Source organism: Caldicellulosiruptor sp. DIB 104C (assembly GCF_028198085.1).
In the GTDB taxonomy this organism is placed as follows: Bacteria; Bacillota; Thermoanaerobacteria; order Caldicellulosiruptorales; family Caldicellulosiruptoraceae; genus Caldicellulosiruptor; species Caldicellulosiruptor saccharolyticus.
Genome location: NZ_CP116337.1, coordinates 2,147,220 through 2,166,284 on the forward strand (window position 1 = coordinate 2,147,220; position 19,065 = coordinate 2,166,284).

The 19,065-nt window shown below is 35.0% G+C and carries 23 protein-coding genes and 2 pseudogenes; 9 read left to right on the forward strand and 16 right to left on the reverse strand.

Annotation, left to right across the window (positions count from 1 at the left end; genetic code table 11):
• Positions 1 to 11 precede the first annotated feature (11 nt).
• From PGC14_RS10620 to PGC14_RS10630, 3 genes are all read left to right on the forward strand, one after another.
• On the forward strand, positions 12 to 1,022 hold the full coding sequence (locus PGC14_RS10620) for a sensor histidine kinase (RefSeq protein WP_039765570.1): 1,011 nt from the start codon (positions 12 to 14) through the stop codon (positions 1,020 to 1,022).
• A gap of 138 nt (positions 1,023 to 1,160) precedes the next feature.
• Entirely contained in the window at positions 1,161 to 1,934 is a 774-nt protein-coding gene (locus tag PGC14_RS10625; RefSeq protein WP_039765572.1) for an ABC transporter ATP-binding protein, read from the forward strand.
• Positions 1,927 to 3,897 (forward strand): FtsX-like permease family protein, encoded by a 1,971-nt coding sequence (locus PGC14_RS10630; protein WP_271628881.1) that lies wholly within the window; start codon positions 1,927 to 1,929, stop codon positions 3,895 to 3,897. Before PGC14_RS10625 ends, PGC14_RS10630 begins: the two co-directional genes overlap by 8 nt.
• A 345-nt stretch (positions 3,898 to 4,242) precedes the next feature.
• Here PGC14_RS10630 and PGC14_RS10635 read toward each other — a convergent pair.
• From PGC14_RS10635 to PGC14_RS10645, 3 genes and pseudogenes are all read right to left on the reverse strand, one after another.
• A pseudogene (locus PGC14_RS10635) lies at positions 4,243 to 4,377 on the reverse strand (AraC family transcriptional regulator); the annotation flags it as partial.
• Between the two features lie 66 nt (positions 4,378 to 4,443).
• Positions 4,444 to 4,623, reverse strand: coding sequence for a hypothetical protein (locus tag PGC14_RS10640; RefSeq protein ID WP_271628882.1), 180 nt, complete (start codon positions 4,621 to 4,623; stop codon positions 4,444 to 4,446).
• A 116-nt stretch (positions 4,624 to 4,739) separates the two neighbouring features.
• Positions 4,740 to 5,105, reverse strand: a complete 366-nt coding sequence (locus PGC14_RS10645) for a PIN domain nuclease (protein ID WP_271628883.1) — start codon at positions 5,103 to 5,105, stop codon at positions 4,740 to 4,742.
• A 177-nt stretch (positions 5,106 to 5,282) separates the two neighbouring features.
• Here PGC14_RS10645 and PGC14_RS10650 point away from each other — a divergent pair, with 177 nt between their 5' ends.
• The gene (locus PGC14_RS10650; RefSeq protein WP_271628884.1) at positions 5,283 to 5,591 is read left to right on the forward strand and encodes a response regulator transcription factor; all 309 of its coding nucleotides are present in this window, start codon (positions 5,283 to 5,285) and stop codon (positions 5,589 to 5,591) included.
• Between the two features lie 214 nt (positions 5,592 to 5,805).
• Here PGC14_RS10650 and PGC14_RS10655 read toward each other — a convergent pair whose 3' ends face one another.
• The 9 genes and pseudogenes from PGC14_RS10655 to PGC14_RS10700 form a co-directional block, all read right to left on the reverse strand.
• Positions 5,806 to 5,952: a hypothetical protein gene (locus PGC14_RS10655; protein ID WP_271628885.1), complete on the reverse strand. Its 147-nt coding sequence runs from the start codon at positions 5,950 to 5,952 to the stop codon at positions 5,806 to 5,808.
• Between the two features lie 174 nt (positions 5,953 to 6,126).
• On the reverse strand, positions 6,127 to 6,288 hold the full coding sequence (locus tag PGC14_RS10660; RefSeq protein ID WP_271628886.1) for a type II toxin-antitoxin system HicA family toxin: 162 nt from the start codon (positions 6,286 to 6,288) through the stop codon (positions 6,127 to 6,129).
• Positions 6,289 to 6,489 carry a type II toxin-antitoxin system HicB family antitoxin gene (locus tag PGC14_RS10665; RefSeq protein ID WP_307742516.1) on the reverse strand — a complete coding sequence of 67 codons (201 nt, stop codon included), beginning with the start codon at positions 6,487 to 6,489 and terminating at the stop codon, positions 6,289 to 6,291.
• A 528-nt stretch (positions 6,490 to 7,017) separates the two neighbouring features.
• On the reverse strand, positions 7,018 to 7,956 hold the full coding sequence (locus PGC14_RS10670; protein ID WP_271628888.1) for an Rpn family recombination-promoting nuclease/putative transposase: 939 nt from the start codon (positions 7,954 to 7,956) through the stop codon (positions 7,018 to 7,020).
• A 129-nt stretch (positions 7,957 to 8,085) separates the two neighbouring features.
• Positions 8,086 to 8,208 (reverse strand): hypothetical protein, encoded by a 123-nt coding sequence (locus tag PGC14_RS10675; RefSeq protein WP_271628889.1) that lies wholly within the window; start codon positions 8,206 to 8,208, stop codon positions 8,086 to 8,088.
• Positions 8,205 to 8,615, reverse strand: coding sequence for an Athe_2463 domain-containing protein (locus PGC14_RS10680; protein WP_422653043.1), 411 nt, complete (start codon positions 8,613 to 8,615; stop codon positions 8,205 to 8,207). Before PGC14_RS10680 ends, PGC14_RS10675 begins: the two co-directional genes overlap by 4 nt.
• Positions 8,522 to 8,944, reverse strand: coding sequence for a hypothetical protein (locus PGC14_RS10685; protein WP_271628891.1), 423 nt, complete (start codon positions 8,942 to 8,944; stop codon positions 8,522 to 8,524). The genes PGC14_RS10680 and PGC14_RS10685 overlap by 94 nt, the downstream gene beginning before the upstream one ends.
• Positions 8,945 to 8,963: 19 nt before the next feature.
• A pseudogene (locus tag PGC14_RS10690) lies at positions 8,964 to 10,737 on the reverse strand (hypothetical protein).
• A 386-nt stretch (positions 10,738 to 11,123) separates the two neighbouring features.
• The gene (locus PGC14_RS10700; RefSeq protein WP_271628894.1) at positions 11,124 to 11,678 is read right to left on the reverse strand and encodes a DUF4760 domain-containing protein; all 555 of its coding nucleotides are present in this window, start codon (positions 11,676 to 11,678) and stop codon (positions 11,124 to 11,126) included.
• Between the two features lie 435 nt (positions 11,679 to 12,113).
• On the opposite strand from PGC14_RS10700, the gene PGC14_RS10705 reads away from it, so the two are divergent.
• The 3 genes from PGC14_RS10705 to PGC14_RS10715 are packed head-to-tail and all read left to right on the forward strand — an operon-like array spanning position 12,114 to position 13,666.
• Positions 12,114 to 12,410, forward strand: coding sequence for an ArsR/SmtB family transcription factor (locus PGC14_RS10705; RefSeq protein ID WP_039765581.1), 297 nt, complete (start codon positions 12,114 to 12,116; stop codon positions 12,408 to 12,410).
• A 6-nt stretch (positions 12,411 to 12,416) separates the two neighbouring features.
• Positions 12,417 to 13,388: a permease gene (locus PGC14_RS10710; protein WP_271628895.1), complete on the forward strand. Its 972-nt coding sequence runs from the start codon at positions 12,417 to 12,419 to the stop codon at positions 13,386 to 13,388.
• A 32-nt stretch (positions 13,389 to 13,420) separates the two neighbouring features.
• Positions 13,421 to 13,666 carry a thioredoxin family protein gene (locus PGC14_RS10715; protein ID WP_039765585.1) on the forward strand — a complete coding sequence of 82 codons (246 nt, stop codon included), beginning with the start codon at positions 13,421 to 13,423 and terminating at the stop codon, positions 13,664 to 13,666.
• A gap of 197 nt (positions 13,667 to 13,863) precedes the next feature.
• Here PGC14_RS10715 and PGC14_RS10720 read toward each other — a convergent pair whose 3' ends face one another.
• Positions 13,864 to 14,781, reverse strand: a complete 918-nt coding sequence (locus PGC14_RS10720) for an AraC family transcriptional regulator (RefSeq protein WP_271628896.1) — start codon at positions 14,779 to 14,781, stop codon at positions 13,864 to 13,866.
• Between the two features lie 165 nt (positions 14,782 to 14,946).
• Here PGC14_RS10720 and queF point away from each other — a divergent pair, with 165 nt between their 5' ends.
• Positions 14,947 to 15,357, forward strand: coding sequence for a preQ(1) synthase (gene queF / locus PGC14_RS10725; RefSeq protein ID WP_011916080.1), 411 nt, complete (start codon positions 14,947 to 14,949; stop codon positions 15,355 to 15,357).
• Between the two features lie 32 nt (positions 15,358 to 15,389).
• On the opposite strand, the gene PGC14_RS10730 is transcribed toward queF, so the two are convergent.
• Positions 15,390 to 15,965 carry a Uma2 family endonuclease gene (locus PGC14_RS10730; RefSeq protein ID WP_271628897.1) on the reverse strand — a complete coding sequence of 192 codons (576 nt, stop codon included), beginning with the start codon at positions 15,963 to 15,965 and terminating at the stop codon, positions 15,390 to 15,392.
• Between the two features lie 77 nt (positions 15,966 to 16,042).
• Positions 16,043 to 16,693 carry a hypothetical protein gene (locus tag PGC14_RS10735; RefSeq protein ID WP_271628898.1) on the reverse strand — a complete coding sequence of 217 codons (651 nt, stop codon included), beginning with the start codon at positions 16,691 to 16,693 and terminating at the stop codon, positions 16,043 to 16,045.
• 207 nt (positions 16,694 to 16,900) lie between these two features.
• Between PGC14_RS10735 and PGC14_RS10740 the strand changes: the two genes are divergently transcribed.
• Positions 16,901 to 18,322, forward strand: a complete 1,422-nt coding sequence (locus tag PGC14_RS10740; protein WP_039766638.1) for an MFS transporter — start codon at positions 16,901 to 16,903, stop codon at positions 18,320 to 18,322.
• A gap of 44 nt (positions 18,323 to 18,366) precedes the next feature.
• Here PGC14_RS10740 and PGC14_RS10745 read toward each other — a convergent pair whose 3' ends face one another.
• Positions 18,367 to 19,062 carry a hypothetical protein gene (locus PGC14_RS10745; protein WP_271628899.1) on the reverse strand — a complete coding sequence of 232 codons (696 nt, stop codon included), beginning with the start codon at positions 19,060 to 19,062 and terminating at the stop codon, positions 18,367 to 18,369.
• Positions 19,063 to 19,065: the final 3 nt, after the last annotated feature.

A 19,065-nucleotide genomic window follows, 5' to 3' on the forward strand; every position in this document is an offset into this window, starting at 1 on the left:
GGGGAAAAAATATGAAGGATTACATAAACATTATAGGGGCATATTTAAAACGGAATATGTTGCTTATCATTTATCTGTTGGTTTCAAGCTGTATATTTTTTTCTATTTCATTCCTTTATTCTCTTCCTTTAGAACCCACAGTTTATAGCTTAGTACTAATATATATTTTTGCATTTATCATTGGAATTACTGACTTTTTCTCATTTTATAAACAACATATAACACTTGAAAAACTAAAACGAAACATTACGATTGCGGATTTTTCTTTTCCAATTGCAAAGGATTTGATTGAAAAAGATTATCAAGAACTAATTAAAATCATTAATGAAAGCAAAATTGAAATTTTAACTAATAATGAGAAAGTCTATAGAGATATGATTGATTATTACACAGCATGGGCACATCAAATTAAAACACCCATAGCTGCTATAAAGCTGGTTTTACAAGCAGAACAATCAAAAATTAGCAGTGAACTTTTAGAACAACTATTCAAGGTAGAGCAGTATGTTGAAATGGTTCTTCAATATCTTCGTATGGAAAATATGAGCAATGACTTACTACTTAAGAAATATTCACTTGACCATATTGTAAAACAAGCGCTACGAAAATATTCTCTAATTTTTATACGTAAAAAAATAAAACTCAATTACAAAGAATTAAACTGCCATGTGTTAACTGACGAAAAATGGCTAACATTTGTTATTGAACAAATACTTTCAAATGCGCTTAAATATACAAACCCCGGTGGTCAAATCTCTATTTATATGGAAAACAATTTGCCAAATACATTGGTTATTGAAGATACAGGCATAGGTATTGCAAAAGAGGATTTGCCCCGTGTTTTTGAAAAAGGCTTTACAGGATATAACGGTCGCTTGGACAAAAAATCTACAGGTATTGGACTTTACCTTTGCAAGCGGATTTTAGATAAACTATCACACAAAATTATAATCGAATCAGAAGTTGGAAAGGGTACAAAAGTAAAAATCAACTTTGATACTGTTGATATAGCACCAGATTAGTTTATCTAATTAAAACCTTACTAAAATGTAAGATTGAGAAGAGAAAATGTAAGCCAAAAATAAGGCAAGCATTTTCTCTTTTTTGTTATAATGAACAGGAATAAAAAAGTCAATTTTGCACTCGGAGGGAAGTAAAATATGACACATGTTCTTTTAGAAGTAAATAGTTTAAAGAAAATCTACACAACAAGGTTTGGTGGAAATCCTGTTCAGGCACTTGCAAGTGTATCCTTTTCAGTAGAGCAAGGAGAATATATAGCTATTATGGGCGAATCTGGTTCAGGTAAAACAACACTGTTAAACATCATTGCAGGTTTTGATAAACCTACAAGCGGTAAAGTATTACTAAATGGCAGAGAAATTACGTCAATGAATGAAAAAGAAATCTCAGCCTTCAGACGAAATAACATAGGCTTTGTGTTTCAAGATTACAATCTTCTTGACACATTTTCTATACAAGACAACATCCTGTTACCTCTTGTCTTAGCAGGAAGACCATATACAGAAATGTATGAGAGGTTAAAACCTGTTGCTGAAAAACTTAGAATTTCTGATATTCTCTCAAAATATCCTTATGAGGTCTCAGGCGGACAAAAACAAAGAGCTGCAATTGCCCGTGCACTTATTACAAAACCCCAGCTTATTCTTGCCGATGAACCAACTGGTGCTCTTGACTCACATTCATCCGAAGAATTATTAAGACTATTTGCCGAGATAAATAATGAAGGTCAAACAATTCTTGTAGTCACACACAGCATAAAAGTTGCAAGCTATGCAAAAAGAGTTATGTTTATAAAAGACGGAGAGATTTTTCATCAAATTTATAAAGGTTCAATGTCAAATGATGAAATGTATCAGAAAATCTCCGATACGCTTACCATGATTGCAACAGGAGGTATCCGAAATGCTTAAATCTTTTTATATAAAATTTGCAGCTAATAACATAAAAAGAAATACCCAAGCATATATCCCATATATACTGACCTGTATTGGAGCAGTTATGATGTTTTACAACATGTGTTTTTTGTCTAATACAGAAGATATCGGACATTTGAGCGATAGCCAAGCGCTGAGGAGTATTTTGCGATTTGGAGCAGGAGTAATTGGTATTTTTTCTGTTATATTTATTTTTTACGTAAACAGCTTTTTGATAAAGAGGCGTAAAAAAGAATTGGGACTTTTCAATATTCTTGGAATGGAAAAAAGACATATAGCAAGTATTATGTTTTTTGAAACGGTAATCATAGGACTGATATGTATTGCATCTGGTATTTTATCAGGAATAATTTTAAGCAAACTTATGACACTTCTACTTTTTAAAATTGTAAGTTTTAAAGTTGTCTTTGGTTTTGAAATATCACCATCATCCATTTTGGTCACAACTCTTTTATTCAGCGGAATTTTTATATTAAACCTTATATATAACATCTTCTCGGTACATCTATCAAAACCCATTGAATTATTAAAAGCAAGCAATGTAGGTGAAAAAGAACCAAAAACAAAATGGCTTTTAACCATCATTGGTATAGTTTGCCTTGGGATTGGATATTACATTGCACTTACAACTGAAAAACCTTTAGCAGCGATGAACATCTTTTTTGTTGCAGTTATCTTAGTAATGATAGCGACATATTGTTTGTTTACCGCTGGAAGCATAGCATTTTTAAAGACTCTTCGGAAAAACAAAAACTATTACTATAAACCTAATCATTTTATATGGATTTCTAACATGATATACAGGATGAAACAAAATGCAGTTGGGCTTGCAAACATATGTATACTTTCAACCGCAGTAATTGTTGTACTTTCAACCACAATTTCCCTGTATATTGGAGTTGAGGATATTTTAAAAACTCGCTATCCACAAGAAATAATTATTACATCGGACAATATTAACTTAGAAAATGTAAAAAAAGTTGATAATACGATAATGCAGCAATTGAAAAAATTTAATATAGTTCCTAAAAACATGGTTAAATACAAATATTTAGAGCTTGCTTTAATTCAAGATAAAACTCATTTCAGAATAAAAAAACAAAATTTTTTTGATAAGAACTCAGCCATTGCCTTTGTAGTGCCTCTTGAGGACTACAATAATATTGAAAAGAAAGTTATCAAATTATCTGATAATGAAGTTCTTCTGTATACTAGTAACGTTAATATCTCTGAGAACATTATCAATTTCAATGGTTTCAAACTCTCAATTAAAAAACGATTAACTTCAAACTCTCTAACTAATAGCCTTACACCAGCTATTAGTTGTTTTTGGATAATAGTCAAAGACATTGAAACAATGAAGAAAATCTTCTGTTCACTAAATAGCAATAAAAACGACATGGTACAATTTTCATATTATTATGGTTTTGATTTTGATGGTAACAAGGATAATCTCATGGACATTTGCACAGCACTAAAAAATAGCTTAAACAAAATAGTAAATGATGCAACAATTGAAGTTCGTGAAATGGCAAGAGAAGGTTTTTACTCTATCTATGGCGGGTTATTATTCATTGGTTTGTTTCTTGGACTTTTGTTTATTATGGCAACAGTGCTTATAATTTACTATAAACAAATTGAAGAGGGATTTGATGATAGGCATCGCTATGAAATTTTACAGAAAGTGGGTATGACGCGTCTGGAGATTAAAAAGTCAATACAAAGCCAAATACTTGCAACCTTCTTTTTGCCTTTATTCTCAGCAATAGTTCATATAGCGTTTGCTTTCAAAATAATAGTTAAAATGTTACAGGTATTCAACCTCACAAATATACCTTTGTTCACTCTTTGCACATCTGCTGTTATACTTGTGTTTGCTATATTCTATACTGGCGTGTATGCCCTTACAGCAAAAACCTATTACAAAATTGTAAGTTAGTTTATTTAATACTTTTTGTTGCCTTTTGTAGCAAAGAATAGATATTTTAAAGGCTACAGAGGGTTTTTCTATTTTGTGTAAGTATTGCTCAACTTAAAACTTTAATATTGTATATTATTTATGTCCTGAAATGTTCAAATTGCTGAGGATAAAAAATTTTTAAAGCAAGTATGACACAAACCCTTGTATTTGTAGTTGTGGGAATTGGCATTAGTGCTTTTCTTCACGGCTACATCCCAACAGGTGCACTTGCAAAAATTGCTGGCAGGAACAATCCCTTTACTGTGGTATTTGTAACTTTACTTGGAATACTCCTTTTTTTCTAAATTCTAAAGCGCTCATGTCTTAGTGTTTGTGAAACACCCTTGCAAAGGTTGAACATGAGTAAAAGACTACCTTAAGAGCTATCTCAGTAGTCACTGGCTTGTCGGTTGAAAGAAGCAGGCTGCATGCGTGCTGAATCCTCACCTCAATCAAAAAGCCGGGTTTCTAAAAAACAAAAAAGCCACAGATAGTTTGCAGAAAAAATTATTTGTGGTTTACCTGTTATGAAATTATTGAATAATTTCCTTTTTTTTTCTTTTTCAGTTCCTCTAATTCTCTCTCTACTTTTTTTGCCGTTTCTTCAAAATACCTAATCAATTCTTCTGGAGTCATGCCTTTTGTTTCTTCGTAGATCTCCTCCTGTATCCTGTGCAGTTCTTTCATCGCGCTTGTTTCAAACATATTTGTCACTCCTCTTCCTCTAACATCATAAGTGGTGGCACCAGTTGAATTTCTCTATAACCCATAAGTTTGTTTATTGCGTTTACCCCCTGAATTGTCCTATATCTAACTATATGCTAAAAATTCCATGATACCAAAATATCACATTTGTTAATGCTTTCTACTGCAATATGGACTGCGTCGTCGAAAAACCTTGACAGAATTATACATTCATTCACATACTTCTGCGCAAGTTCCAAAACTTGTTGGTTAATCTCAATTCTCGTGAATTCTATCTGGGACATATACTCTAATAGCCTGCTTCTTTTTGGTTCCTTGCACTTATTTAATTCAGTTATTACTGCACTTGAAATGTATATATTGTATTTTCCTTGTTTAAGCTCTTCCCAAAATTTTCTTGTTATCTGCATATACTCAGGATTATCATGGTGGTCTAAGTGACTTATAACTGAGGTGTCAAGGTATACTCGTAGCCTCCTCAATGTTACAAATTTTCTCCTTTCTTACACTAACACCTCTTCCCCGCCTCTGATTTAATTATACCACAAGCCAGCGTGTTCTAGAATATATCTTCATTATTATAAAAAATTTTAGTAAAATAAAAGCATTGGTAGAAAACATTCAAGCATTTGAACTTTGAAGGTAGAGGGAAGATTACTTTGAAAAAACCTAAGGTCTTAATTGTGGATGATAACCCTGCCGTTTTGGACGGTCTTAAAATCATCCTTGAGCTTGAAAATTTTGAGGTTGTAAGCCTTTGCACCAATGCAAAAGAGGCAATAGAGTTTCTCAAGATGTGGCATGCTGACCTTGTTCTTATTGATAAAGTATACTCAAATAAGGAAATTGCAAGGATGCTTTTCATCTCTGAAGGTACAGTGAGAAACTACATAACATCCATTCTTCAAAAGTTAAATCTTAAAAACAGAACACAAATTGCAGTATACTATCTTACTAAATTTTCTTAATCTCAAAAGTGTAAGACATAGGCATTTGTTAACAATTGTTACTCAAAGGTATGCTTGAATAAGTGCTTATAAAAAAACAAATTGAAACAACTCATTGGCGATATAACCATAGTTTTTGTTTTTGCCTACTTTTTTGTGTTTGCCAGAGTAAAGATGTTATCCATAAACATACTTTCGAAGGTATAAAATAAAGTTTTTTCCCTGTGATAATATTTTAATGTAAAATATCGTAAATTAGTCTGCCAAGAAATTTTCCAATTGTAAGGGCTAAAAGAGAGAATAATCCAAAACCAATAAAAATTAATGATACTTTTATTATAGGTGGGAATTTCTCTAATTTTGCAATCATCTGTTTTAGCATTTACCAAACCTCCAGTTCTATATCGGAGATGATTAAAGGAAAGTTACAGCAGAAGACAATCTAAATGTATCTAATAAGAATCTTCTCTTTTTCAGGAAATTGACAAAAAGCATAAAGGAGTCCTACAAACTCTTCTAAACTTATTCCTGCTTGTTCCAAAATACTTTTTAATGTTCATCTTATAACTTCTTCATGCATTGGAATAATTATGTTTCTTGTTGGATTTTCTTTTTTGAGCTTGAGATAACTGCCTTTTTGCGTCACTTCCCTGAATCCCGCTTCTTTGAGTGCTCTTATTACTTCCTGTGGTTTTAGTATAGGATATTTTGGAGACATTTACACAGCCACCTCTATGGTAGTTATCAGCGGTGGCATCTGTGGTTTTTGTATTTCTTCTCCTTCGTAGTAAAGTTCAAGAGTTTCTTTTAAGTTAGCTATTGCTTCTTCGATGGTTTTTCCTTGTGAAGCTACACTGTTTTCTACGCATTTAGCGATATACCAGTTGTCCTCTTTGCTTACTACTACTGTAAACAACATTACAAAATCACCTTTTTCGTCTGAAAGTTTTTGCTTACAACTTTTATTATAACACACAAAAAAACAAAAACCACAGCTCTTTGGTGTGGTAGTTTTTTATTTATACATTTTTGCAGACAGGTTTTAAGTGCAGTTTCACCAGCTACTTTTATTATACACCCTGTTTTCAGTTTTTGAATACAGTTCAAACACTGTTTTTTCAGGGCTAAAGTTCTTCTGGACAGGATATTTTTTGAGCTTTCGAGCTGGCTTTTCCTTTATTCCTGCAGGGTATTGCTATTCTACATCCACCTTTCGAAAACCCTTCCCGAACTTGCCTGCTTCCCGCAAACTAAGCTCCTCTCTTGCTTTGAGTCATGTGCCAAAGTCCGTTGTGGGCTTTCGAGCTACCCCACAACCTGCCATGGTTTTGAAAAAGTTTGAATTGCTTTGAGTTTGTTTAGCGAATATATGTTGTGTTGAATCCAGTACTTTCAGCAAAAACAAAACCACAGGCAACTTAAAAAACTACCTGTGGCTGAAATAGCTTCAATTCGCAAGCTCTTTTCTCAGTTTTCTTATCTCTTCAATAGCAAGACCAGTAACTTTAGCAATAAAATCGTCTTCTGCTCCTGCTTGTATCATGTTTTTTGCTATTTCTATCTTGGCCTGATACGCTCCTTGTTGAATTCCCTCGTTAAACTTCCTTTCCAATGACTCATCTAATACTCTTGCAATGTTTGACACAAACTCTCCCATCTTTTCTCCCTCCTGTAAAAGAGTTTCAGTCAACTTGACAACCACTTTCTTTTGTTCTTCGTTTAACCTCGGCTCTACTATGCGCTTTATAAAAGTAGCAAATCTCTCTCTGTTGTGTTCGTCCATCCTCTCAAGTACAGGCACTACCCTTTTCAACCTTCTTGTTAGTTCCTTCGCATCTCCTCTTGCCTGCTCAAGATAAAACACTACCGGTACAAGACTGCTCTCTCCCCCATCAAAAAGCTTTTCTACATCTAATCTTGATAGGTCTACAAGTTCATACCTGAATATGTTTTCCTTGAAAATCTCAAAAGCATCAATTATATCTTTTGTCACATTCCACTTCTCCTCAAGTCCATTGTATGTGACAATCGGTATTATCGCAGGTAGTTTTTCAACCCCTTCTCTGATTTTCCTTGCCCACAGCAATATCATGTATTTTAAAAGCCTTTCTGGCATGTCTTTTGCCACAGTTGACTGGTTCTCAATCAAAATGTAAAAGTATACTTCCCTGTCTTTGAGTTTCGCTTTGGCTATAACATCTGCCCTTCTTTGCTGGAAAGCCTCATCTACAAACTCTTTGTCAGCAAGTTCTATCGAGTCTTCTTGAATGTCCTTGGCCCAGCTATAGCCTATTACTTTTCTGACAAGAAAAAGAATGTCTTTTGGGTTTTCAAACAAAAGCTTAAAAGTTGAATCATGCTCCTGTGGTGGCAGATTGCTACTCATCTTTTTTACTTCCCCTTTATTTGCAACCTTTAAAAACAAAAACGCTTAACTGTTCTCTATTCTTATTATACCACACAAAAAACAATAAACACAGTTCTTTGTTCCGATAGTTTTTATCCCCTCTCTTTTCTATAAAGTATTCCCAATGCCATAGTTTGCCGGTGTGCCTGTTTTGCCCGGCTGAATGTATGTTGTATTGCAGTCAAACGTCTTGCTTTGTGTAAAGCTTGTGATGGATGTCGCTGTTGTCATAAACCGTCTACACCCTTAAACACTGCTCTTTGTTTGAACGCATCCGGTGGTGATGTATAGCTACTGAACTGGGAAAATAACTCGCCAAGACTCTGTCCTGAGTCCAAGTCTTTCAGTTCATACCTTGACTTCCATATAGCATCCCATTGATAGCTTTTAACTTTAATTGGGTCATATCCTGCTACAGCAAGTTTTGATTTTGTAAAGCTGTCTAACTGACTTATTTCTGACCAGGTCAGTACGTTAGCATACTCAACCGGTTGTGTTCCATCGCTATCGTTTGGAAATCTTTTGTCTGTGTAAAGGTCACCGTTCATGGTATAACCAGCATATCTGAACCAGCCACGTGGACCTGTGCCATCTCTGTTTTTATGAAAGTATCCGTTTGGTCTTCTTTGAAGTTCCAGACAAACTTGTTATCTGGCACATCCCATGGTTCACCGTATACTACCATCCTGCGGTCTGCGTAGATTTCGCAGTTGAAGTATTCATCTTTGCCATTAATCTGGATTTTATCAAGATATTGATTAGGATTTTTGGAATCAATCACTTTAGCTTGTGCAAGCCAATAATCTCTGCCTTTGCCATTGTAACTATCATATCCACCATTATAAACGTTTACATCGTCTGCTCTGGCATTCTGCCAAATTCCTACTGGATGAAGAAGACTCAAAATCAAAGACAATATGCATAAAAAAGAAAGAGCTTTTAAAAAGCTCCTATGTTTATTTAACACCTAATATCTCACCCCTCAATTATTGAGTATATTTGGAATTCGCTTTTGCTATCAAGATTGGATAATAATTTTTATCAGTAAGCTTATACTGTGGTATCACTGTGTAAAGTTCATAATCCATTATTCTTCCATGTATTGGTTTAGCTTTGTAATGGATATATACATCACCATATTGCTTCAAAATCTCTCCACTTTTACTCATACTTTTAACTTTTGCAGGTGTATAGTTTGCAAGGTCTTTCTTTAATTCATCTCTATATGCAAGTGGTACGTAATCAATCAATTGAGTTTTTTGATTGTCAGAAGTATCTACTTTAATACTGTCTACTTCATCGTAAATAATACACCCTTCATCACCAATACCAAAACCGGCTAAATCATAACTTTCCATAAAGCTTATTTGTTGAGCCAATCCAAAGCCGTCATATCCTTTGGGATACAATTTTGCGTTAACCCTTGTGATACTCATCACTTTCGGTTCTTCTATTCTGACAGTAATTTGCGGAGCAGAAGGGATAACACCTTTAGCGATGTTGTCCATTGCTCCAAGGTTTATAAACCCTTTTTTTAGTCTATCCTCCGAATATAGTATATAATCTCCTGTTCCTACAATTTGTTTTGGAATCCAATAGTCATATGACTTTATCCTAACCTCATCCAGCACATCTCTCTTGTTTTTATCGAACACTTTTGCAATCATCTGGACAGCTTCAGCTCTTGTGAGTGTTTTGCCTGCGTTGAAGTAGTAAACTCCAATGTACAGTGCTGACTGGTCTGGCGTAATGATTCCCAAGTCCGCAAGCCTCAACATTGGTTCTCTGTAAAGTTGTGGTATCTTGCTGTAGTCCTTGCAGTAGTAAGCAAATCTTGTGTGGTCGGTAGGGTACTTGCGTGGATAGTTCACAAGATAGTCTTCAAGGTACATGTTAAAGTACGGATGTTCCTTGACATTGTACGTACCGTAATAACCTTTGAAGATTTTCTGATGTTTTGTGTGATACAGATATGTTACAGTAGCAAAATCGTATCTTGTTAGTGGATACCCTTTCGCCTTTGCTATTGTGTTTGCCTTGTCATCCCCCACTTTAATCCACATAGCAAATTCTTCACTACCATCTCTAACAGGGTCTATCGTGAACATCCAGCCTTTCTGGTATGGACGTGGTGCATACACTACTTTGTTTGGATACTTCTGCTTGAATTCTGCAAAAATCTTTTTGAATGGTTCATTAATAGACGTGTAAGTTCCTGGTGCAAGACTTACTCCTTTGTACCTGTCCCATACATACTTGATTTGTGTTGTTCCGTCTGTATATTTGTACTCCAGTATTAACAGCTGATAACCCTGAATGAAGTCAGTAAGGTCATACCCGCTGATACCAAATGAAGAATCATCAGAGGTATGGCCCACCGAAGAAGCAAATACCTCTCATGAACGCTTCAGTCGGTGGTACTCTCCTGACTGACACCGGTATGTTCTTGTTTTTAAGCTCTGGCACCGCATTTATCAGCTTCCACACAATGTAGCTTGCCTGAGCTCGTGTTATGGGTCTGTCTTTTTTGACCTCACCGGGTATCAAGCCCATTTTGACTGCTTTTCCCCAGTAGTCCAGAGGCTTATCCGGCTTTACCTTTGCACCTATTAAGAGCGATGTTACAAACTCCCCTGCTGTGATGTAGTCTATTTTAGCTGCTGTTTTAACAGCCTGTGTGATTGTTGTGGCATTTGCTACTGGGAAGGCAAAGGTCAAAAGCAGACTCAGGATGACTGCAAAGCTCAAAAGTTTTCTCATAGCTCTATCAACTCCTTTTTGCTAAATTTTTCTCTCATTATAGTTACACCATGATTTTGAAATTTTCTGCACAGAATTTTGCTTGCTAAAAAACAAATAGCCACGGCAAGGTTTCGGCTGCAAACTTGTACCGTGGCTAACTTCCTTTTTGATTTTACTTATTTTCGTTTTACTTGCGTAAAAAATTTGACACTCTTTGTTACAACCTGAAAAAAGTATTTTGGAATAACCATTTATACTCTGTTTTTCAATAGCACATCAACTATTTTTTCAAGTTTTTTTGCTTTACTCCAGTAATATTACACTATTTTTTAACACCTCAAAAATTTAAAATTTGCATAAAAAATTAAAAAATTCATTTTTTATTAAATCTAAAGAGAAAATTTTTAAAATTTGCCCCATTTTTCACCATACTTCTTTTCTATTTTCTTAGCCAGCCACTCAAAATATTCGGCATAAAACGGGTTTTCTTTTCTCTTTTCTTTTATATGTTCTTCTAAATCTCTATATAACTTCAACACCTGGGTTCCCGAAGCACTTTCAAAAATCCAGATAGGAAGGTATCTTTTTTTAACCATTAAGCCCCAAAAATGAAAATATGAACATACAACTGAGGCGTTTAAATCATCCGGACCAATTTTTTCGCCATTTTTCACTTTATCATAGATGTATTTCCTTCTTTCTTTCATTTCTGCAGTATCACCTTGAGAAAAATATTCTTTTACAGCTTCTAAGGATGATATCCTAAAACTTGCCACTCCTATTATTATACCGCCAATACCAGAAATAATAGCAATGATATTAACTAGTGCTTGCAGAACCTGATTGTTTGAAACTAATACATCAGCTAAAATTTTTATAAAATTTAAATTTAGAACAATTAACATAAGTAAAAATACACTTACAAAAATTACTAATGTTCTAAGGTAGTACTTTTTCATCTGTTTCCCCACCTTGACTTTTAAATAAGATTTTTTAATGTCAGTTTCATGTTCTTGATATGTAAAACACAACACATTTAACATACAATTATGTAATGATTTTTATATAAACCTAACATAATAAACTTGTAAATTTATTTGGAATTGGGTTAATATACTATAGAAATTTCTTTATAGCTTCTATATTTTTTCTGAATTATTCCATTCTTGATTATATCATCCTAAGGACTTACTTGCAAGTTTATGCATATACTCTTTATCAAATTCTATGTTCATTTTCGTACTTAATTTAAACTGATATTAAAAAATTAAACTTGAATTTTTTATTTCATTAGTTTATTATATAATTAAATGCTTATAAACTAAATAAAAGAGAGGTGCAAAAAGCACAACTCTTTCTTTTAAAGCTGAAAAAAGAAAGATTGTGCGAAAAATATGTCCATGGAAGAAAGGCTTGCAAAGGTGTTCAAAGCGCTTTCTCATCCAATTAGAATAAAGATAGTTCAAAACCTGTTGAGCGGTGAAAAGTGCGTATGTGAACTTTTACAGTTTGTTGAATTCTCTCAACCAAACTTATCTCAACATTTGAAAATCTTAAAAGAAGCAGGTTTGCTTGAACACCGCAAGGTGGGTGCAAATATGCACTACAGGATTAAAAATGAATATGTCAAGGCTCTGCTGAATATAGCAGAAGCCTTCATACTTGAGTGTCAAAAGACTGAAAGGGTGTGATAGCATTTGTTTGCTCCAGCCCAGAAATTTGCTGATATTGTAACTTACAATATTTTTAAAATCCCGCAGGGTTCAAAGCTTGCGAGTGCTGTAAATTTTTTTATATTCGACACAATCAAGATTTTTATTCTGTTATTTTTGATTGTATTTGTGATAACTTATATAAGAAGCTTTTTCTCACCTGAAAAGACAAGAGAAATTCTTTCACACAAAAAACAGAATATCTTCCTTGCCCACATTTTAGCAGCACTTTTAGGAATTGTAACACCGTTTTGTTCATGCTCAGCAGTCCCACTTTTTATTGGCTTTGTTGAAGCAGGAATTCCGCTTGGTGTGACATTTTCTTACCTGATTGCTGCTCCAATGGTAAATGAAGTGGCGCTCGGACTTTTGTATGCAAATTTTGACCTTAAAATTGCTCTTATTTACGTGCTGTCGGGTGAGATAATTGCAATTGCAAGTGGCATTGTAATTGGAAAGCTTCATCTTGAAAAGTATGTTGAGGACTATGTTTTTAAAATCAAAGTCGGTGATGTTCAAATTTTTGAGAACAAGAAAACTTTAAAGCAACGTCTCAAAGAAACACTTGAATTTACCATTGAGCTTATAAAAAAGGTATGGATATTTGTAGTTGTGGGAATTGGCATTGGCGCATTCTTGCACGGCTACATCCCAACAGGTGCACTTGCAAAGATTGCTGGAAAGAACAATCCTTTTGCCGTGGTCTTTGCAACAGTACTTGGTATTCCACTTTACTCAAACGCAGCAGGGATTATTCCACTTGTAAGTGAGTTCAGGCGCCTTGGAGTTTCGATGGGAACATCGCTTTCTTTTATGATGAGTGTAACAGCCCTGTCGCTCCCTGAGATGATACTTCTTCGAAGAGTTCTAAAACCAAAACTCCTTGGGATATTTGTGGCAATTGTAGGCTGTGGGATAATTATAACAGGGTACTTATTTAACCTTATTCTTGGATAAAAATTTTAAAGAAAGGAAGGTGTGATTGACAAATGGTTATAAAAGTTCTTGGTGGTGGATGTGCAAATTGCAAAAAGCTCATGGAGAATGCTAAAAAAGCAGCTGAGGAGCTTGGGATTGAGGCTCAATTTGAAGAGGTAAAAGATATTGAAAAGATAATGTCTTACGGTGTTATGAGAACACCTGCGCTTGTTGTAGATGAAAAGCTTATATTCTCTGGCAGGGTTGCAGGTGCTGAGGAGATAAAAGAGGTTTTAAAAAAAGAGGCAGGAAAGTAAAAAGCTATTTTCTATTTATGAGGCGGGCAGCACACCCGCCTTTTAATTTTCTCTGTTGTATTTCCCATCACTCTTTTAGCTAACCAAAATTCATTTTATGAGACTTGCTCTATGTTCCAAATTTTCAGAGAAAAATTTTTAGTCACTAATTTACGCAACATCACTGTGCACTGTAGCTTGCTCTGCTCAGTTCAGACCTATCCAGCTCCTCCTCTTTTTCTGAACTCCAGTGCACTCATACCTTTGTGTTTGTGAAAGACTCTTGCAAATGTTGAATACGAATCAAACCCAACCTCAAGAGCAATATCTGTCACCGGCTTGTCTGTTGAAAGAAGCAGGCTGCATGCATGCTGAAGCCTCACCTCAATCAAAAAGTTGTGAAAGTTGCTGCCAACAAGCTTTTTAAAAAGCTGGCTTATGTAAGATGGGCTCAAGTGAAACTCTTTCGACAAGGTTTTTAGGTCTATGTTCTGGTTATAATTCTTATGCACATAGTACACAAGCTGCCAGTAGTCGGTTGGAACAGGAATGTTCTCTTTTTGAGCTCTGTTTGTGACAAAGTTAGAAGCAGGCCTTTGAAAGTTTTTCCCACATGCCAAATTTCTGCATCTGTCAAAGTATGCAACTATCTCTAAAATCTTTGCTTTGAGTATTATCTCTGCCCACACATCCTGCTGGTTATAATATATCCATGCTTCTTCAAATAGGCTGTCCATCATCTCTTTTTCCTTGCCTTCAAAGTAGTAATAGGGAAGGACATTTTCGTCGTAGTTCAAAAGAAGCTGACCTATTCTGTAGAAGATGCTCGATGGTGCTAAAAGCTCCTCAAACGAAATTGCAACAACATAAATTGAAAGAGGGTTTTGCTCTGAATACTCTATTCTGTGGATTTGGTACGGCATTACAATTGAAAATGTGCCAGGTTTTAGACTGTAGCTGATTGAATTTATATGTTCTGTCCCCTCGCCTTTTACAACATACATAAACTCAACAAAATTGTGCCTGTGAAGCTTAAAATATCTTGGGTCTTCCCAGAAATTCAAAGCAAACTTCTGTGGTCGCTGGCTAACATAGTCAAAAATCTCTTCTATGTAAAGAGGCTCTTTTTCTGGCATGTATCATTCCCCTCAAAAATTTTTAAATTCGTATTGTTAATTTTCATTATACCCCAATTTACAATGCAAATTAAAGTATGCTAAAATCTTTTTTGCAGGCTTAAAAGCATATCATGGCTGATTCGCAGCAACTCCGGTCAACAAAACAAGGGAGGTTTTGAAAAAATGCAGTCGCCAAATTTAAATGACAAATACCAGCAAAGAAGATTTGACATCTATGGCTATGAAAAGATAGACACTGACGTTTTAGAAGCAATTGACTATGAATACCCTGAAAAAAATACAGTTGTTGAGTATATTACAGACGAATTTTCATCAGTTTGTCCGTGGACAGGTCTTCCTGATACAGCCCGGCTTACAATAAGGTATATACCCAACAAAAAGCTTGTTGAGCTAAAATCATTGAAATATTACCTGACATCATTTAGAAATGTGGGAATTTTGCAGGAACATGCTGTAAACAGGATTTTAGACGACCTTGTAAAATTGCTTGAGCCAAAGTTCATGGAAGTGATTGGAGAGTTTCACGAACGTGGTGGTATTTCAACAAGAGTTGTGGCAAGGTACGAAAAGTAAGTCCATACCTTGCCACCTTACTTTTTTAAGAGTTATATCTCTGCAAAAACTTCGTCGGTTGAAATCTCAAAGCCAGAGAGAAAAGATGATCTAATAATAGCAGGATGGAAAAATACACTGCTTATATCGAATCGGTCTTCTTTTGCTTTCACAAAGACTGCAACGCTCTTTTCCTGCGGATTTACAATCCAATACTCTTTTGTACCATATCTTTCATAAAGTTTTAGTTTTATAAGATAATCCCTTGCAGATGTATTTGGAGAGACAACCTCTACAACAAATTCTGGCGCTCCCACTATGCCTTTTTGGTCAATCTTAGATTTATCACAAACCACAAACACATCTGGCTGGACTACGTTTTTTATATTTCTATCTTCGCTTCCTTTTGGTGCAAGCCTTACATCGACAGGTGAAATAAAAGGCACACATTCTTTATCTTGCAGAAAAATCCTTAGTTTATGATAAATATTCCCACACACATGCTGATGAAAAACTGAAGGAGAAGGTGCTAAGTTATATAACCTGCCTTCAATAATTTCATATCGCCCATTATCTTCTAATTTTTGATATTTTTCATAATCAAACTCAATTGAAATAAATTCTTCCATTTCAAAAAACACCTTTGCAGTACATTTTCTATATCTTCAATTATATCCTAAAAACTTTTTTAAAACCAGCTTCCTTTTTATTCATCCCCTAAAATTAAATTCACCACAAACTGCAGATTGTCGAGTTTAAAGATTGAAAAGTTGTCCCAAAAGATGCAGCCTCCGCAGACAATCAATTTGCTTCCACTTTCAAAACTCTTTTGTGCAATCAAAATTGGTGCCTTCTCACCTGAATCAGAAACCGCAGTATCTCGACCTTTCAATATGACTTCTACACCGTCTGAAAGAGAAAGCGGAGCTGAGTATGGAAACACAACCTCTTTTACATTTGATGCGTATTTTTTGATATTGTCTGTTGTTATAATCAAACTGTCATCTTCTAAGTGGCAGTACTCATCCTTAACTCCCTCTGGTAAGACAGTTATTCCAAAATCTTGAGTTATAGCATTGCAGACATCAAAAACTCCGTCCTTACCCCTGAAGTGAGCTGTTAAGATAATTTTCTTTTTTTCTTCATTCAACACTTTTTGTATTCTCTTTTTCTCCTCAACACTGAACGGATTTTCAGGATAGTTAAAAACAACGACATCATATTCAAAAAGCCTATCAAAATCATCTACTTCCTCAATCAATACCCCTCTTTTTGTAAGTTCTTTATAAAGCCCTGAAAAATAATACCCGTCAGACAGCAAAAACTCTTGGTGTGTTGCACTCCACGCAACCTTCATTCTTCCTTTATCACCCGCAAATTTATGTTTATTTTTATCCAACAACTTTACATAATTAATTTTACCTTTTTACCCAGCCTCGTCAAAGACTCAAAAGTGCTAAAATTCATCAATTTTCAAAGTATATATTTTGAGCAAAAAGTGATATCATATAGTTTGTAGACTCTCAAATTGTACTATAACACACAAAAGAGGTGGTCATACGGTATGGAGCGTACAGATGAGCAAAAGATTAACAAAAATATCCTCATTGCAACAACAACTTCTTCATTTTTAGTTCCTTTTATGTCAAGTGCAATTAACATCGCCGCACCTGACATTGCTAAGAAATTTAACTTGGTTGCAGAAAACCTGAACCTTGTTATTACCATTTTCTTGCTATTTTCAGCTGCGTTTATTCTGCCAATGGGAAAGCTATCAGATACATTTGAACGTACAAAGATATTTATAACAGGTCTTATTTCATTTACTATTTCAACACTCATGTGCGCTATAGCACCAAATATAACCGTGTTGTTCATATTTCGCGCACTGCAAGGCTTTTTTTCTGCTTTTGTATTTGTTACATCAATTGCAATTTTGATTGAAAACCACTCGCCAAAAATAAGAGGTAGGCTTCTTGGAATAAACACAGCAACAGTCTACCTTGGAACCTCAATAGGACCTTTTTTAGGCGGAATCTTAGTGCGGCTATTTGGCTTCAGAAGCATATTCTTGTTTGCGTTTTTGGTAGGTTTTGTTGCGTCATTTATTAGTCTTTTCTTACTTAAAAAAGAAATTAAAGTGCAGCAGCATACTTCTTTGGCAGAAAGTCTCAAAAATCTTGATAAAATTGGAACAATCTTTTCAATTGTAGGACTCTTTTTATTAATCTATGGTGCATCAACTTTTGAGCTTGGTAAAACACCAAAGATGCTGTTTTTCTTAGGAGGTGTCCTTCTTATACTATTTGTAGGATTTGAGCTTGCTACTCGAAATCCTTTGCTTGACGTAAAGTTGTTTGTAAAAATTCCACAGTTTGGTTTTTCTAACTTGGCAGCACTTATAAACTACAGCTGTACATTCTCTGCCTCGTACCTTCTTTCGCTATATCTTCAAATTGTAAAAGCTCTGCCTGCGCAGGTTGTTGGAAGTATTTTGATTTTGCAGCCAATCTCTCAGGTTATAACATCACTTATTTCAGGAAGGGCATCAGAAAAGATTGAACCAAGAAAGCTTGCAACAGCAGGAATGGTTCTTACAACAGCAGGGCTTTTTATCTTTTCCTTGTTCTCAAGTAAGACAAATATAGTCCTTGTTATTGTAAACCTAATTATCATGGGTATTGGCTTTGGACTTTTCTCATCACCAAACACCAATGTTGTGATGAGCTCTGTACCGCAGTCTCTTTACGGTGCAGCATCGTCTACAATATCTGTTATGAGAGTAATGGGCCAGGCTTTTTCAATGGCAATTGTCTCTTTTATATTCTCTTTGTACTTAAAAGGTGCAAAACTTTCTCATGAAAACTATCTTATGATTTTGAAGAGCATGAAGATAAGCTTTTTTGTATTCTCTGTTCTCTCTATTGTTGGAATTGTCGCATCAATAAAGAGGGGAAATATATATAATCAAGAGAACTCAAATTAAAACAAAAAAGGGGTGCCACTTTTGACATTTCGTGGCAACCCCTTTTATTTTAAAACCTTGATGTCTGTCACAACAGGGTTTGAGTTTGGGTCTTGAGGATTTGTTTTAAATGTCACTTCAACATCTGTATTCTCATCAAGATAAGAAATCTTGCTTGATACAGCTGTTATTTGAAGCACAACATGTTTTTGGTCAAACAAAAACTCAGCAAAGTTATTGTCAGCAAGACCTATATATTTTCCTTTGAGTGTAACACTTTCTGGAATACTTATATTTATTATTTTTGGATTCCCGCCAATTTGTGGCACTTCAAATTCAAGTTCTAAAATCATCCCCGGCTGGAGATTGTATTTTTGGATGTCTGCTGTGTCGGTTTCAAATATTTTATAGTCAAAGTTGGTATTCAAAAGATTAACTTCTATGGAGTGTGCATCAGTTCCACCTACAAACCTGCCATATGCCTTGTAAGTTTTTGGCTTTTGCGTGCTGGTACTTCCTTCCTCTCGCTGTGTATTTTGCTGGGAATTTGAAGTTTGTGGTAAATTACTACCAGATGTACTGCTCCCACCACCTTGAACTTGCTGCTGGGAAGAAGTTGTGGTCGACACCGGTTGCTTTTTAGCTATGTTGTGTGATGAAATATAATATCCTGCAGCAATTCCTATTACAAGCCCCGAAACAATTCCTATTATAAATCCTAAAAGCCATTTTTTGTTTGTGCTATTTTTCTTTATCCTCATGCC

Coding starts and splice junctions, on each gene's coding strand:
- PGC14_RS10740 (WP_039766638.1), top strand. CDS start 16,901: ATGGAGCGTACAGATGAGCAAAAGATTAACAAAAATATCCTCATTGCA.
- PGC14_RS10700 (WP_271628894.1), bottom strand. CDS start 11,678: ATGAAAAAGTACTACCTTAGAACATTAGTAATTTTTGTAAGTGTATTT.
- PGC14_RS10705 (WP_039765581.1), top strand. CDS start 12,114: ATGTCCATGGAAGAAAGGCTTGCAAAGGTGTTCAAAGCGCTTTCTCAT.
- PGC14_RS10620 (WP_039765570.1), top strand. CDS start 12: ATGAAGGATTACATAAACATTATAGGGGCATATTTAAAACGGAATATG.
- PGC14_RS10735 (WP_271628898.1), bottom strand. CDS start 16,693: ATGAAGGTTGCGTGGAGTGCAACACACCAAGAGTTTTTGCTGTCTGAC.
- PGC14_RS10720 (WP_271628896.1), bottom strand. CDS start 14,781: ATGCCAGAAAAAGAGCCTCTTTACATAGAAGAGATTTTTGACTATGTT.
- PGC14_RS10625 (WP_039765572.1), top strand. CDS start 1,161: ATGACACATGTTCTTTTAGAAGTAAATAGTTTAAAGAAAATCTACACA.
- PGC14_RS10660 (WP_271628886.1), bottom strand. CDS start 6,288: ATGTCTCCAAAATATCCTATACTAAAACCACAGGAAGTAATAAGAGCA.
- PGC14_RS10675 (WP_271628889.1), bottom strand. CDS start 8,208: ATGACAACAGCGACATCCATCACAAGCTTTACACAAAGCAAGACGTTT.
- PGC14_RS10665 (WP_307742516.1), bottom strand. CDS start 6,489: ATGTTGTTTACAGTAGTAGTAAGCAAAGAGGACAACTGGTATATCGCT.
- PGC14_RS10670 (WP_271628888.1), bottom strand. CDS start 7,956: ATGAGTAGCAATCTGCCACCACAGGAGCATGATTCAACTTTTAAGCTT.
- PGC14_RS10745 (WP_271628899.1), bottom strand. CDS start 19,062: ATGAGGATAAAGAAAAATAGCACAAACAAAAAATGGCTTTTAGGATTT.
- PGC14_RS10640 (WP_271628882.1), bottom strand. CDS start 4,623: ATGTTTGAAACAAGCGCGATGAAAGAACTGCACAGGATACAGGAGGAG.
- PGC14_RS10655 (WP_271628885.1), bottom strand. CDS start 5,952: ATGCTAAAACAGATGATTGCAAAATTAGAGAAATTCCCACCTATAATA.
- PGC14_RS10715 (WP_039765585.1), top strand. CDS start 13,421: ATGGTTATAAAAGTTCTTGGTGGTGGATGTGCAAATTGCAAAAAGCTC.
- queF (WP_011916080.1), top strand. CDS start 14,947: ATGCAGTCGCCAAATTTAAATGACAAATACCAGCAAAGAAGATTTGAC.
- PGC14_RS10630 (WP_271628881.1), top strand. CDS start 1,927: ATGCTTAAATCTTTTTATATAAAATTTGCAGCTAATAACATAAAAAGA.
- PGC14_RS10730 (WP_271628897.1), bottom strand. CDS start 15,965: ATGGAAGAATTTATTTCAATTGAGTTTGATTATGAAAAATATCAAAAA.